Annotated in this window: 13 protein-coding genes (1 of these 13 running past the window's edge); 4 read left to right on the forward strand and 9 right to left on the reverse strand. The window is 69.9% G+C overall.

The window, feature by feature from the left end:
• On the reverse strand, positions 1-972 hold the 5' portion of the coding sequence (locus CBQ26_RS02070) for a PQQ-dependent sugar dehydrogenase (RefSeq protein ID WP_088246950.1). It extends 165 nt beyond the left edge of the window; only the first 972 of its 1137 coding nucleotides appear in the window; it begins with the start codon at positions 970-972; its stop codon lies beyond the left edge, outside the window.
• A 124-nt stretch (positions 973-1096) separates the two neighbouring features.
• On the opposite strand from CBQ26_RS02070, the gene CBQ26_RS02075 reads away from it, so the two are divergent.
• Positions 1097-1309, forward strand: coding sequence for a hypothetical protein (locus CBQ26_RS02075; protein WP_088246951.1), 213 nt, complete (start codon positions 1097-1099; stop codon positions 1307-1309).
• Positions 1310-1511: 202 nt separating this feature from the next.
• Here the strand turns inward: CBQ26_RS02075 and CBQ26_RS02080 are convergent, their stop codons facing one another.
• From CBQ26_RS02080 to CBQ26_RS02105, 6 genes are all read right to left on the reverse strand, one after another.
• Positions 1512-2204 carry a M48 family metallopeptidase gene (locus CBQ26_RS02080; protein WP_088246952.1) on the reverse strand — a complete coding sequence of 231 codons (693 nt, stop codon included), beginning with the start codon at positions 2202-2204 and terminating at the stop codon, positions 1512-1514.
• Positions 2205-2286: 82 nt separating this feature from the next.
• On the reverse strand, positions 2287-3141 hold the full coding sequence (gene ypfJ / locus CBQ26_RS02085) for a KPN_02809 family neutral zinc metallopeptidase (protein WP_088246953.1): 855 nt from the start codon (positions 3139-3141) through the stop codon (positions 2287-2289).
• A 175-nt stretch (positions 3142-3316) separates the two neighbouring features.
• The gene (locus CBQ26_RS02090) at positions 3317-4402 is read right to left on the reverse strand and encodes an ABC transporter ATP-binding protein (protein WP_088246954.1); all 1086 of its coding nucleotides are present in this window, start codon (positions 4400-4402) and stop codon (positions 3317-3319) included.
• Positions 4399-6027: an ABC transporter permease gene (locus CBQ26_RS02095; RefSeq protein WP_088246955.1), complete on the reverse strand. Its 1629-nt coding sequence runs from the start codon at positions 6025-6027 to the stop codon at positions 4399-4401. Before CBQ26_RS02095 ends, CBQ26_RS02090 begins: the two co-directional genes overlap by 4 nt.
• A 184-nt stretch (positions 6028-6211) precedes the next feature.
• Complete coding sequence (locus CBQ26_RS02100; RefSeq protein WP_088246956.1) at positions 6212-7207, reverse strand: extracellular solute-binding protein; 996 nt, start codon at positions 7205-7207, stop codon at positions 6212-6214.
• Between the two features lie 105 nt (positions 7208-7312).
• Positions 7313-8332, reverse strand: coding sequence for a D-alanine--D-alanine ligase family protein (locus tag CBQ26_RS02105; protein ID WP_088246957.1), 1020 nt, complete (start codon positions 8330-8332; stop codon positions 7313-7315).
• A 233-nt stretch (positions 8333-8565) separates the two neighbouring features.
• Between CBQ26_RS02105 and CBQ26_RS02110 the strand changes: the two genes are divergently transcribed.
• The 3 genes from CBQ26_RS02110 (at position 8566) to CBQ26_RS02120 (ending at position 12688) form a co-directional block, all read left to right on the forward strand.
• On the forward strand, positions 8566-10287 hold the full coding sequence (locus CBQ26_RS02110; RefSeq protein ID WP_088246958.1) for an ABC transporter substrate-binding protein: 1722 nt from the start codon (positions 8566-8568) through the stop codon (positions 10285-10287).
• 312 nt (positions 10288-10599) lie between these two features.
• Complete coding sequence (locus CBQ26_RS02115; RefSeq protein ID WP_088246959.1) at positions 10600-11622, forward strand: ABC transporter permease; 1023 nt, start codon at positions 10600-10602, stop codon at positions 11620-11622.
• Between the two features lie 46 nt (positions 11623-11668).
• A complete protein-coding gene (locus tag CBQ26_RS02120) occupies positions 11669-12688 on the forward strand; it encodes an ABC transporter permease (RefSeq protein WP_088246960.1) in 1020 nt (339 codons plus the stop codon).
• Positions 12689-12915: 227 nt separating this feature from the next.
• Here the strand turns inward: CBQ26_RS02120 and CBQ26_RS02125 are convergent, their stop codons facing one another.
• Together CBQ26_RS02125 and ygfZ are read right to left on the reverse strand one after the other, a co-directional pair.
• On the reverse strand, positions 12916-13368 hold the full coding sequence (locus CBQ26_RS02125; RefSeq protein WP_229844121.1) for a hypothetical protein: 453 nt from the start codon (positions 13366-13368) through the stop codon (positions 12916-12918).
• Positions 13369-14244, reverse strand: coding sequence for a CAF17-like 4Fe-4S cluster assembly/insertion protein YgfZ (gene ygfZ, locus CBQ26_RS02130; RefSeq protein ID WP_088246961.1), 876 nt, complete (start codon positions 14242-14244; stop codon positions 13369-13371).
• Positions 14245-14508: the final 264 nt, after the last annotated feature.

The raw sequence follows: 14508 nt of genomic DNA on the forward strand, positions 1-14508 counted from the left end.
GAAGTCCGCGAACACGTACTGGCCTTTCAGGGCGGGAATGGCCGCGCCCCGGTACACGAAGCCGCCCGTGACGCTCTGCCCCTCCTGGCGGCCGTAGACCAGCACCGGGTCCACGAATCCCTGCGCGGAGCAGTTCGGTTCGAAGCACTGCCGGCCCTCGCGGGGGCGCCAGCCGTAGTTCTCGCCGCCCCGGCTGGCGCGCGGCTGGAAGTCGATCTCCTCGAAGGCGTTCTGGCCGACGTCCGCGATGATCAGGTCGCCGGTCTGCCGGTCGAAGGAGAACCGCCAGGGGTTGCGCAGTCCGTACGCCCAGATGTTCGGGTTCGCGCCCGAGCGGGTCAGGAAGGGATTGCCGGGCGCGGGCCGGGCGGCGTCGCCGCTCACGTCGAAGCGCAGCAGTTTTCCCAGCGGCGAGGAGAGGTTCTGCGCGAGGTTCTGCGGGTCGCCGCCGGACCCGCCGTCCCCCAGGCCCAGGTACAGGAATCCGTCCGGCCCGAAGGCGAGCTGCCCACCGTTGTGGTTCGAGTACGGCTGGCGGGCCGTGAACAGGGTCTTCGCGCTGGCCGGGTCGGCGGTCGTCCCGCTGGCGGCCGCCGTGTAGCGCGCCAGGACGGTGTTGCCGGAACGGTCGGTGTAATGCACGTACAGGCGGCGGTTCGTCCTGAAGGCCGGGTCGAAGGCCAGTCCCAGCAGGCCGCGTTCACCGCCCGCGCGGGTCAGGGACCGCAGGTCCAGGAACACCTGCGGCTGCACGCGCCCGCCCGCGATGACCCGCACCCGGCCGTCCTGCTGCGTCACGAACAGCCGCCCGGAGCCGTCCCCGGCGTGCGCGATGGTCGTGACCTGCGTCACGCCGCTCACGAACGGCTGAAAGGTCACGGCGGGCGCGGCCGTCTGGGCCGCCGCACCGGGGCCAGCCAGCAGGACACCAGACAGGAGGGCAGCGGCGCGGATCGGGAATCGCGGGGTCATGCTCCAGTGTGCCGTGCAGACTGCGCGGCCAGCGTGAAGGGGCATGAAGGGCGCTTCATGCCGCTGTGCGCCGCCGCCCACCGGGGCGCGCCAGACTGACCCATTCACACCCAGGAGGTACACCATGACTGGACCGTACGACCGTCCACCCGTTCCCGCGACCGAACCCACCGACACGCCCGCCCCGCTGCCCGAGCAGATGCCGGGACGCGGCGACATCGGCGAGATCAGCGATCCGCCCGTGAATCCGGACACGCCCGGCATGCCGGAACCCATCCCCACCGACAACCCGGACACGCCGGGCCTGCCGACACCGTCACCCATGCCCGCGATGTGAAGGCGCCTCAGCACAGAGGGTCAGGAGTCCGACTTGGATTCCTGACCCTCTGCGCTACTCCTCATGCGGATTCCGTCTGTTTCGCCGACAATCCGGAAACCGCCCTGCTTTCACCCTGCGGGGCAGCTCTGCGAGTCGCATCCACTCGGATTGAAGGGTCTTTGTAACCCATTCAATCGGAGGCCATCAGAGCGTGTGCCCGTCAGAGCGTGTGCCCGTGCGTCCGCAGCCACGCGCGGTGGGCCGGCCAGCCGGGCATGACGCGGGCCACATGCGCCCAGTAGCACGGCGAGTGGTTCAGTTCGAGCAGGTGGGCCGCCTCGTGCAGCGCCACGTAGTGCAGGACCGGCAGGGGCGCGCGGGTCAGGCGCCAGTGCAGCCGGATGTCGCCGCTGGCGGTGCAGCTGCCCCAGCGGCCCTTGGCGCCCGCGACCAGCACGCGCCGCAGCCGGTCCTGCGCGCCCAGCCGGGCGGCGTACCCGGCGACCAGCCCGCGGTACGGGTCCTGCGCGGCGTGGCGGGTCCAGGCTTCCAGGGCGGCGTCGGCGTGCGCGGCAGGCAGGTGCAGGGTGTCGCCGCGCCGTTCGGGGCGGTCCACGTCCTCCGAGAGGCGCAGGGTCAGGGTGTCGCCCAGGAACGGCAGGGGCTGGCCGTCGCCGGGCGCGGGGGGCGTGGGCGGAACCGTCCGGGCGTACTGCGCGAGGTGACCCGCCACCCAGTCGCGCCGGGCGTTCAGGATCTCGAGCAGTTTCGTGTCGGGCACGCGGGCAGGTGCGTACAGCGTGACCTGACCGGGCCTGACCTGCAGGGCCACCGTGCGGCGCCGGTCGCTGCGTTTCACGAGGACGGGAATCCCGGCCACCTGCCATCCGTTCGGGTTCGTTGTGCCGCTCACGCCGCCCAGCAGAGCGCAGTTCGGGCCGGGGCGCCGTGATTCACGTCACGCACCCCGGCCCCCTGTGTTCCGGTTCCTGCTGTTACAGCTGGCGGTAGGGAACGCTGAAGCTGTCGCAGGTGTTCGCGTCGCCGCTGCGGAAGCCCTTCATGAACCAGTTGACGCGCTGCTGGGCGCTGCCGTGCGTGAACGAGTCCGGCACGACCCGCCCGCCCGACTGCTGCTGCAGGTTGTCGTCCCCGATGGCCTCGGCGGTGCTGACGGCCTCGCGCAGGTCCTCCTGGGTGAGGTTGGCGACGGACTGCACCTTGCTGCCCCACACGCCGGCGAAGCAGTCGGCCTGGAGTTCCAGCCGGACGGAGTAGCTGTTCGCCTCGGCTTCCGTGCGGGCAGTCCGCTGCTTGCGACTCACCTGATCGGCGATGCCGAGTTCGTTCTGGACGTGGTGCCCGACCTCGTGGGCGATCACGTACGAGTACGCGAAGTCGCCGCCGCCGCCGAGCTGCCGGTCCATCTGCGCGAAGAAGCTGGTGTCGAGGTAGATGCTCGAATCCGCCGGGCAGTAGAAGGGACCGACGGCCGAGTTGGCAGCTCCGCAGGCGCTCTCGGTGCCACGGGTGTACAGCACCAGCCGGGGCTGGGTGTACGTCCGGCCGGCCTGCTGGAAGATGCTGCCCCACACCTGATTGGTACTGCGGTAGGCGCTGTTCACGAACTGGTACGCCTCGTCGTCTGCCTGCGGCTGGGCCGGCTGCGACTGGGTCTGGGGGGTGCCCGTGCCGCCGCCCAGGATCGCGCCGGGGTCGATCCCGAAGAACATGGCGATCAGGGCGATGATCAGGCCGCCCACGCCGCCCACGGCGATCCCGCCGCCGCCACCCCGGCCCCGCCGGTCCTCGACGTTGCCTCCGCTACCGGGAAGATTTTTCCAGTCCATACAGGCTCGTGTCTCCTTTGCAGGACCGCCCTCCGGCTGTCGCGTGTGGCAGGCGGAATGATGGGGGTCCGGAACACAGTGTAGGGGCCGCGCGGCCGGCCCTGCCTGACGGTCCCTTTATGGATTCCGGCCCCCTGCCGGCTCCACGTCCGGAGGGATTCAATCGACGTCCGTGTCAGGCAGGGGACGGCACGGCGCGGGCGGGGTGCGTGACGCTCACGCGGGCCTCGCTGCCTTCCGGGCGGACGGTGTCGCTGGGAACGTGGACCAGCAGTTCCTGGCTGTTGCCCAGCCGGACGGTGTACGTCACGTCGTGGCCCTTGAATTCGCGGGCGACAATGGTGACGGGCGCGCCCTGCGGGTCGTCCGTGAAGGTCAGGTGTTCCGGGCGGACGCTGACCAGCACCGGGCCGCTGGCGGCCTCCATGAGCGGCACGACGCCCAGGGCGGTGCGGGCCATGAAGCGGTCGGCGGTGCCGCCCAGCAGGTTGCTGCGCCCCAGGAAGTTCGCCACGAACGCCGTGCTGGGGCGGGCGTACACCTCGTGCGGGGGGCCGCTCTGCTCGACGCGGCCGCCGCGCATGACGACCAGCCGGTCGCTGAAGGCCAGGGCTTCCTCCTGGTCGTGCGTGACCAGGATGGCGGTCGTGCCGGCGCGGCGCAGGATGGCCCGCACTTCCTGGCGGGTGGAGTGGCGCAGCTGCGCGTCGAGGTTGCTGAACGGTTCGTCCAGCAGCAGGACGCTGGGGCGCGGGGCGAGCGCGCGGGCCAGCGCAACCCGCTGCTGCTGCCCGCCGCTCAGCTGGTCCGGGCGGCGCGTCTCGAAGACGGTCAGGCCGACCAGGGACAGCGTCTCGCGGGCGCGGGGCAGGCGTTCGTGGCGCGGCAGGTGTCGCAGGCCGAACAGCACGTTCCCCAGGACGTTCAGGTGCGGGAACAGCGCGTAGTCCTGAAAGACCAGTCCCACGCCGCGCCGCTCGGGGGGCGTGAAGGGCGCGGTGACGCTGCGGCCCTCGATGCGGATCTCGCCGCTGTCCGGGCGTTCCAGGCCGGCGATCAGGCGCAGGGTGGTGGTCTTGCCGCACCCGCTGGGGCCCAGCAGGGTCAGCAGTTCGCCCCGCTGGACGCTCAGGTTCAGGTTGTCCACGACGGGCGGCAGGCCCGGCGCGTAGCGTTTGCCCAGGCCCAGCAGGTCCAGGGTGGCCGGGGCGGTTTCCGGGGCGGTCGCGGGGCCGGGGGTGCGGGCCAGGGTGTGGGTCATGCGGGGCCTTCCTTCGGGGGCGCCGGCGCGGCGGCCGGCGGAGCGGGGCGGGTGGGGGCGGAGCGGGGCGCGCGGCGGTCCTCGCGGCGCAGGATCAGCAGGGTCAGCAGCGCGCCGCTGAGGGCCAGCGCCAGCGCGTAGGGCGCGGCCGAGGCGTACTGCGCTTCCTCGGTGTACGCCCAGACGTTGCGGGACAGCGTTTCGAACCCGATGGGTGACAGCAGCAGCGTGAGCGGCAGTTCCTTCAGGACGCTCAGGAACACGAAGGCCGCGCTGACCAGCAGGCCCGGCCGGACGAGCGGGATGGTCACGCGCCGCAGCGTCTGCGGGGCGCTCAGGCCCAGCAGCCGCCCGGCTTCCTCGAGGCGCGGCGTGGCTTTCAGGAGGCTGGTGCGGACCGGCCCGACCGCCTCCGCCAGGAAGTGCAGGGTGTACGCGATGATCAGCAGCGGGAAGGTCTGGTACAGCGGCGGCACGACGTTCAGCGTGAAGAACACCAGCGCCAGCGCGAACGCCAGGGGCGGCGTGGCGTACCCCAGGTACGCGGCCCGTTCGGTCAGCCGGGCCAGCGGGCCGCTGTGACGGCTGCCGATGTACGCCAGCGGGAACGCCAGGGCGGTGGTCGTGACGGCGGCGACCGCCGCGGCGCCCAGCGCACTCTGGAACGCTTCCAGCAGGCTGTTCCAGGCGAAGGGGTTGGTTTCCAGGCGCAGCCAGTACACGATGGTTCCCAGCGGCACGATCAGCGCCGCGCCGGCCAGGGCGGCCAGTCCCGCCCAGGCCAGCGGGGCGGCGCGGCCCAGCGGCAGGACCGTGGGGCGGCGCGTGCCGCCGGGCGAGACGCGCGACAGGCGCACGCCGCGCATCAGGCGGGCCTCGAGCAGCAGCGCGGCGCCCGTGACCAGCAGCAGCGCCAGCGCCAGCCACGCCGAGTACACCCGGTCGTACGCGGCGGTGTACTGCTGGTAGATGGCGGCGCTGAAGGTCGGAAAGCGCATCAGGCTGACCACGCTGAAGTCCCCCAGGACGTGCAGGGCGATCAGCAGCGCGCCGGACAGCCACGCGGGCCGCAGATACGGCAGCGTCACCTCGCGGAAGGTCTGCCAGGGCGTGCGGCCCAGCAGGCGCGCGGCGTCCTCCAGGGCGGGGTCCTGGCTGCGCAGCGCGGCGTGCAGGTTCAGGAACAGGTACGGGAACGTGAAGAGCGTCAGCACGCCCAGCGCGCCCCAGTAGCCGCTCGGGCCGGGCCAGCGGATGCCGGTCAGGGCGTCGATGGTGCCGCCCGCGCCGCTCGCGGCGATCAGGGCGTACGCGCCCACGTAACCGGGAATCGCCAGGGGCAGCACGCCCAGCAGCATCAGCAGGCGGCGGGGGCGCAGGTCCGTGCGGGCGGCGAGGTACGCCAGCGGCAGCGCGATCAGGGTCGTGCCGGCCAGCACGCCCAGCGTGAGCAGCAGGGTGTTCGCCAGCAGTTCCAGGTTGCGGGGGCGGAACACGATCTCGCGCAGTTCGCTGCTCTCGGCGTCCAGGGCGCGCAGCACCAGGTACACCAGCGGCAGCAGGACGCCCAGCACGGCCAGCAGGGCCGGGAGCAGCAGCAGGGGGTGGGGACGGCGTGCGTTCATGGGGTGGGGGGCGGGCGGGGCCGCGCAACCGGGTCACCATAGCAGACCGGATTGGTCAGGATTCAGGGCGGGCGTCCCGCTGCGGTCATGCAGACCGCCGCCCCCCACGGGTCGTGGGTCGGGGCGGCGGTCAGGGCTATCGTCGCGGCTGTGGGATCAGGACTGTGGGATCAGGACCGGGGGATCAGAGCAGGCCGGCGTCGCGCAGCAGTTTCTGGGCCTTGTCGATGTTCTTGGGCAGCACGGTGGGGTCGATGCGGGGGCTGCGCTTGACCACGTCGCTGTAGGGCAGCATGGTGGTGGGCTGCAGGATGTTCCCGATGACCGGGTACTCGAAGTTCACGCTCAGGAAGAAGGTCTGGGCGTCCTTGGCGACCAGGGCGCTCAGGAAGCGGGCGGCGCTGGCGCTGTTCTTGGTGGTTTTCAGGATGGCGGCGCCGGTGGCGTTGCCCAGGTTGCCGATGTCGCCGTTCTTGAAGAAGTACGTGTCGATCGGGTAGCTCAGGCGGTTCACGCGCTGGATGTAATAGTGGTTGGTGAGCGCCACGTCGATCTCGCCGGCGCGCATGGCCTCGAGCATGCCCACGTTGCTGGTCTTGTAGTCCTTGGGCTGCAGGGCCTTCATGCCCTCGAGCCACTGGCGGGTGGTGGCCTCGCCGTACTTGCTGATCATGGCGCCCAGGAAGTCCTGGAAGCTGGGGTAGCTGACGGTCCAGCCGATGCGGCCCTTGAGGCTGGTCATCTTGGGCAGGTCAAGGATGGATTCGGGCAGCTGCTCAGGCTTGATCTTGCCGGTGTTGTACGCCAGGGTGCGGAAACGGACGGTGGTGGGCACCCAGGCGCGGTTGTCGGGCAGGTAGTCGCTGCTGACGTTGCGGGTCAGGGCCGTGCCGAGTTTCGTGAAGCGGCCTTCCTCGGCCAGTTCGCCCAGGGCGCCCATGGAGTTGCCCCAGAAGACGTCGGCGGGGCTCTTGCTGCCTTCCTCGCGGATGGCGGCGACCAGCTGGGCGTCGGTGCCGTAGCGGACGTTGACCTTGATGCCGGTCTGACGTTCGAACTGCTGCACGACCGGGTCGACGAAGGTCTTGGCGCGGCCGGAGTAGACGGTCAGGGTCTTGGTCTGCGCGAGGCTGGTGCCGGCGAGCAGCAGGGTGGTGACAGCGAGCAGGGTGCGCTTCATACCTTTAATCCTAAGTAAGCAGGTCGGATTAATAAGGTACAAACGTCCCATCTCCGGGCACTCCCCCCTGACGGCCTGGGCGCCCACCGCCTACCCCGGCGGCGCTCAGCGTTCCTCGAGGGCCAGCCCCACCAGCCGCGTGACCAGTTCGCTGTAGCTCAGGCCCGCCGCCTCGAACAGCTTGGGGTACATGCTGGTCGTCGTGAAGCCCGGCATGGTGTTCACCTCGTTCAGCAGCAGCTCGCCGGTCTCCTCGACATAGAAGAAGTCCACACGGGCCAGCCCGGCGCAGTCCAGCGCCCGGAACGCCGTCAGCGCCGCCGCCTGCACCCGCGCGGCCACCTCCGGCGGCAGCGGCGCCGGGATGTGCATGGTCGCGCGGCCCTCGGTGTACTTCGTCTCGTAGTCGTAGAACTCGGCGTCGAAACGCAGTTCGCCCACCGGACTGGCGATGGGCGCGTCGTTGCCCAGGATGCCCACCTCGACCTCGCGGGGCTTGTGGCTGGTCATGGCCTCCAGGATCACGCGGCGGTCCAGCCCGAACGCCAGGTTCAGCGCGCCGTCCAGTTCGTCCGGCGTGCCCACCTTGCTGATGCCCACGCTGGACCCCAGGTTCGCGGGTTTCACGAACAGCGGGAAGCCCAGCTCGGCCGCGCGGGCACGCACGGCGTCCGGGGTCTGCTGCCACTCGCGGCGCACCGCCAGCCGCCACTCCACCTGCGCGATCCCGGCCGAGGCCAGCACCTGCTTGGTCATGACCTTGTCCATGCTGACCGACGACCCCAGCACGCCGCTCCCCACGAACGGAATGCCCGCCAGGGTCAGCAGGCCCTGCACGGTGCCGTCCTCGCCCATCGGGCCGTGCAGCAGCGGGAACACCGCGTCGTAGCCCTCGGCACTCGCCACGCGGTGCAGCACCAGGTCCCCGCCGGTCGCAGCCTCGCCGCTCTCCAGGGCGCGCTGCGTCTCGGTGGGCGGCAGCCAGCGCCCCTGCTTGCTGATCACCACGGGCGTCACGTCGAACTGATCCCTGGGCAGGGCACCCAGGACACTACGGGCACTCATGAGGCTGACCTCGTGTTCACCGGACTGGCCGCCGGCCAGCAGCAGAATGCGCTTCTTCACGCGGCGCAGTATGCCACGCCCCGCCCCGCCTCCCCCGGAGCCGCTCCCCACCCCCGCAGACAGCCCGGCAGACAGGTGGTCAGTCGGGAAGGCAGGACAGCAAGTGCGACATCCTCACACCACGCCCGGCCGCGCTGCGTTATGATGCGCCGCGATAACCCCCAGACAGCCCCGGCACGAGTTGAGCAGACGCTTTACCCGAGCCCTCTGTCGAACCATACCCAGGAGTCCACATGAAGAAAATCGCTGCCCTCAGCACCCTGCTCATCCTGACCTCCGCCCTGGCGGTCGCCCCCAAAGACACCCTGGTCATCCAGGAGTCCGCCGACATCCCCACCATGGACCCCGGCGTCACCTACGACACCGCCTCCGGCTCCATCACCGAGAACCTGTACGAGACCCTGCTGACCTACAGCGGCGCCAGCCTCACCAAGCTCGAGCCCCTGCTGGCCACCAAGTGGACCATCAGCAACGGCGGCAAGACCTACACCTTCGACCTGCGCAAGAACGTCAAGTTCCACAGCGGCGGCGCCATGACCTGCGCCGACGCCGAGTACTCCTTCGAGCGCAACCTCGTGACCAACAGCGCCGAGTCCGGCAACTGGTTCATCGCCGAGAGCCTGCTGGGCACCGGCGCCAACGCCAACGACGACAAGACCATCACCTGGGCCCGCATCGACAAGGCCGTCGAGTGCAACGCGGCCGGCCAGCTGGTCTTCACGCTGCCCGCCGTGGACCCCGCCTTCCTGGCGAAACTGGCCTACACCGGCCAGAGCGTCATCGACAGCAAGCACGCCATCAAGCTCGGCGAGTGGAGCGGCAAGGAAAGCGACTGGAAGACCTGGGTCGGCAAGGACCTGACCAACAGCGCCCTGAGCAAGCAGCCCAGCGGCACCGGCGCCTACCGCTTCGTCCGCAAGGACGCCAACGCCTTCCTGGCCAGCGCCTTCGACGGCTACTGGGGCAAGAAACCCGCCATCAAGAACGTCATCATCCAGAAAGTGCCCGAACTGGCCGCCCGCCAGCAGGCCTTCCTGCGCGGCGACGCCGACCTGATCGAGGGTGGCGGCCGCGCCGTGGACGAAGAGCAGATCAAGGGCAAGAGCGGCGTCACCTGGATCGACAACCTGCCCAACACCGTGTCCAGCGCGTTCTTCATGAACCAGAACATCAAGAGCAGCGGCCTGCTGGGCAGCGGCAAACTGGACGGCAAGGGCATCCCCGCGACCTTCTTCAAGGACGCCAACGTGCGCCGCGCCTTCAGCTACGCCTTCAACTACAAGCAGTACATCGACGACGTCCTGAAGGGCAAAGGCAAACAGCGCACCATGCTGCTGCCCGACACCTTCCCCGGCTATGACGCCAAGATCGGCACGTACTCCTACGACAAAGCCAAGGCCGAGCAGTTCTTCAAGCGCGCCTGGGGCGGTCAGGTCTGGAAGAACGGCTTCGTCATGAACGCCAACTACCGCGCCGGCAGCGTGCCCGCGCAGACGGCCATGGAAATCCTGAAGAAGAACGTCGAAGCCCTGAACCCCAAGTTCAAGATCAACATCCAGGCCAAGCCCTGGAGCGAGATGCTGGCCGACTCCAAGACCGGCAAGGAAGCCATGATCGTGATCGGCTGGGCGCCTGACTACGCCGACCCCGACAACTTCATGTACACCTTCTACTCCAGCAACGGGTACTACTCCCCCCGCAGCAACTTCAAAGACGCCCAGGTCGACAAGTGGCTCGAGCAGGCCCGCAGCACGGTCAACACCGCCGAGCGCAACCGCCTGTACAGCCTCGTCGGCAAGAAGGCCTACGAGCAGGCCCCCTACATCCTGATGCCCGCCGGCATCGGCTACACCTTCGTGCGTGACAACCTGGTGGGCGCCAGCACCGCGAACTTCAACCCCATGACCTCCTTCAGCTACACCGGCACCCTCTGGAAGGACCTCAGCAAGAAGTAATCCGGAACCCGGCGCCGTCAGCGGCGCAGCGAGGGCGGGGCGGCCCCTGACAGGGCGGCCCCGCCCTCTGGCGTTGTGGTCCGCACCTGTGGCCCCGGCAGGACAGGCCCTGCACGCCCTCCCAGACGCACGGTTCCACTGGGCGGGACATCAGACCGCTTGACTTTGCGCGCCGGGTCTGTTTTGGTCTAGGCTGAACGATGGCCTGCATTCCAGTCCATACAACCTGTCAGATCCAGCCCTTCCAGCCCCTCCCCCTCCGCTGACCGAACGCGGTCAGACGCGGAGGCTGTTCTCCCCTCAGAGGCCCACATGCTCAACTTCATCGTGCGGCGACTCATCCAGATTCCCGTGGTGATGCTCGTCCTATCCCTGATGATCGTCGGCATCACGCAGCTGCTCACGCCCGAGCAACGCGCCGCGCCGTACATCCGCAGCGAGCAGCAGGCTGCCCGACTCGAACAGATCATCGAACAGCGCGGTCTGCGCGATCCCTTCCCCGTTCAGTACGGCCGCTGGCTGTCCTCGACCCTCCAGGGTGACCTGGGGTACTCGAAGGCCAGCAGTCAGGACGTGGTGGCGACCATCAAGGAACGCCTGCCACGCACCCTGGAACTGACCATCGTGACCGCCATCCCGATCCTGCTGCTCAGCGTCTGGCTGGGCACCCTGAGCGCGCTGCACAAGGACAAGCTGATCGACCAGGTGCTGCGCGTACTGGTGGTCCTGGGGTACTCGCTGCCCAGCTTCGTGGTGGGCATCCTGCTGCTGGCGGTGTTCTACGCGTACCTCGGCTGGCTGCCCGGCGCGGGTCAGGTGAGCGTCCTGAACACCTTCGCGCTCGGCGACCTGCAACGCTACACCGGCCTGCTGACCGTGGACGCCGCCCTGAACGGCCGCTGGGACATCGCCTGGGACGCCCTGCGCCACCTGATCCTGCCCGCCACCACCCTGCTGATCGTCCTGAGCGCCAGCATCATCAAGGTGATGCGCAACAACATGCTCGAGGCGCTCACCAGCGACTACGTGCGCACCGCGCGCGCCAAGGGCCTGTCCAGCCGCGTCGTGAACAACAAGCACGCCCGGCGCAACGCCCTGCTGAGCATCGTGACGCTCGGCGGTTTCCTGATCATCGGTCTGCTCAGCGGCTCGCTGATCACCGAGACGATCTTCGCGTACCCCGGCGTGGGCCAGTGGGTCGTGCAGGCCGCCGTCGGCGTGGACCTCGCGGCCGTGCTGGGCTTCGCCATGCTGACCGCCGTGATCGTGGTCGTCGTGAGTACGGTCGTGGACATCCTGTACGGCGTGATCGACCCCCGCGTGAGGTTCGACTGATGCCCGCCCAGCCCCACGCCCGCCACGCCACCCGGAGGGACCCCCGATGACCACCGCGCCCGTCAAGGTCGAGCAGCGCAGCAACTGGCAGCTGTTCTGGACCAGCCCCGCCATGCGCAAGATGCGCCGCAACCCCCTGGCCATCACCGGCCTGATCATCACGCTGCTGTTCGGCCTGATCGCGCTGTTCGCGCCGCTGATCGCCAAACCCAGCGGCAACTGCCTGCGCGACCTGAACATCACCGATGCCCGGCAGGTGTACAACCCGCTGCAGGCCCCGTTCTGGCAGGCGACCCTGGCACCCCCCAAGAGCTGCTACCTGACCGAACGCCTGAGCTTCCAGCAGCAGCCCAGTCCCCCCAGCGCCGAGGCGCCGATGGGCACCGTGAACGGCTACAACATCTTCTACGGTCTGGTGTGGGGCACGCGCACCGCCCTGAAACTGTCGTTCATCATCGTGGCGATCACCCTGACGGCCGGCATCATCATCGGCGCGGCCAGCGGCTACTACGGCGGCTGGATCGACAACCTGATCCAGCGCTTCATCGACGTGCTGTTCTCGCTGCCGCCCCTGATCCTGACGGTCGTGATCCTGACCATCCTGCGTGCCCGCCTGCAGGGCGGCGGCGGTGACTACGACCCGACCGTGCCCATGATCGTGGCGTTCTGCGTGACCGGCTGGACCGGCTACGCCCGCCTGATCCGCGGCGAGGTGCTGCGCACCCGGCAACTGGAGTACGTGGACGCCGCCCGCAGCCTCGGCGCGCGCGACGCCCGCCTGATCTTCAAGCACGTCATCCCGAACAGCGTGGCCGCCGTGTTCACGACCGCCGTGCTGGACCTCGCGACCATCCCGCTCGCCATTGCCGGCCTGTCGTTCCTGGGCCTGGGCTTCGAACCCGGTTACTCCGAATGGGGTCAGCTGGTCGACTTCGCCCGCGCGTGGCTGAAACCCGAGTACTGGTACACCCTGGTCTACCCGGCCGTGTTCATCGTGCTGTTCAGCCTCGCCTTCAACCTGTTCGGTGACGGCCTGCGCGACGCGCTGGACCCCAAGTCCCGCTGAAGCGGACCACACCAGAGCGCCACAGAACAATCCCCCACCTGCACAGTGCGGTGGGGGATTGTTCTGTCGGTTGCGGCAGCCGGGCCGCTCATACGGACTGCCGTTTGTTTCGCCAACGATCCGGAACTTCACCGGATTGCCGGCTGCACGTCCGGAGGGGCGTTTCTCTCCGGCTTGCATCGGCTCGGACCCAGCGGCCTTTGCAGCCCATTCACTCGGAGTCCGGATCAGGCGGTCGGGGTCGGCTCGGCGCGCAGCCAGCCGGGCAGCTGCCACCACACCAGCGCGTGGGCCAGCAACGCCACGCCCCACAGGGCCAGCAGGGCCGCGCCGGAACCCAGGAACGCGCAGCCGATCAGGAACGGCACGCCGGGCGCGGTGGCCGCCTGGATCGCGCCGGTCAGGGCCGCCTGCCGCGCCGGGCCTTCCGGGTTCTGCGCGGCGCGGCGGGCCAGCCGGGCCGTCACGGCCGCCAGGATCACCGCCAGCAGCGTCACGGCCAGCACGCCGCCCGCCCCGGTCAGTGGCGCGGGGTTCAGGGCGGCCAGCAGCGCGCCCAGCGGCAGGCCCGGCAGGACCAGTGCGGCCAGCGCCAGCAGGTACGCGCGGCGGCAGGCGCGCAGCAGGCCCGCGCGGTCGCCGGCGTGCAGGTCGCGGGTCATGGCGTCCAGAACGCCCACTCAGACCACCGGGGTCAGGAGCGTGACGCGGGCCGGCACGCCGCCCACCTGCACGGCCGCGCCCCCGGCGAGTTCCTTGCGCAGCCGCGCCACGCTGCCGCCCGCCGCGTACAGGCCCGCCTGTCCCACGACCTTCCCGTCGGCCGTCACCTCAGCCCCGGCAGGCCAGGGCTGGTCGCCTTCCAGCCGGGTCAGGTGGTGGCGGGCGTTCCCGCGCGCTTCCAGGCGGGCCATGATCTCCTGGCCCACGTAGCAGCCCTTGCGGTAACTGATGGCCGGCAGCGGGCCGCCCACGTCCAGGCCGATCTCGGGCGGGAGGGTGCCGGTCAGGGCGTCCCGGATGACGTCCGGAATGCCGGCGCGCACGCGGGCGGCGTCCAGCTCGGCCAGCGGGACTTCCGGGCCGGTCAGGGCCGCCAGGACGACCTCCTCGTCCCGCGCGAGGTAGTGCAGGTCCACGCCGGGCGTGCCCGTGCGGTTCACCCGGCCCGCCAGGACTGTCCCGCCGCCCAGCCCGAAGGTCTGCGCCGCGCCGCCCGCCGCGTCCCAGCCGGGCAGCGCGGCCTCCTGCCAGACGTGGACGGTGCGCAGTTGCTCACTGACATCCTGAATCTCGACCTGATCGAAGATCACGTAGCGTTTCAGGCGCGCCGCGAGCGCCGGGGCCTGCCCGGCGTCCAGGTGCAGGTACACGTCGTCGGCGCGGCGGTACGCGCGGGCGAACTGCTCGATCTGCCCGCGCACGTTCAGGAACGCGCAGGCGACCACGCCGGGCGTCGGGGCGCCGCGCAGGTCGTTGGTCATCTGCCCGTGCACGAAATCGACGCGGTCGGCGCCGGTCACGCGCAGGCTGCTGGAAGGAATCCGGGTCCACATGCCGCCCAGCGTACGGGAAAGCGGGGAAGGCATGTGGAACGCGGATGACAGGCGGCGCCGGGCCGCTCTCCGGGTCGCTTCGCTCGGACCCGGCGGGCTATGCCGCCCACTCAATCGGGGTCCGGATCATACGGATTCCGTTTGTTTCGCCAACAATCCGGAACATCACCGGATTGCCGGCTCCACGTCCGGAACCCGTTTCTCTCCCACTCTGCGGGGCAGCTCTACGAGTCGCATCCGCTCGGATTGAACGGGCTTTGCAGC

The organism is Deinococcus indicus (genome assembly GCF_002198095.1).
Lineage (GTDB): Bacteria > Deinococcota > Deinococci > Deinococcales > Deinococcaceae > Deinococcus > Deinococcus caeni.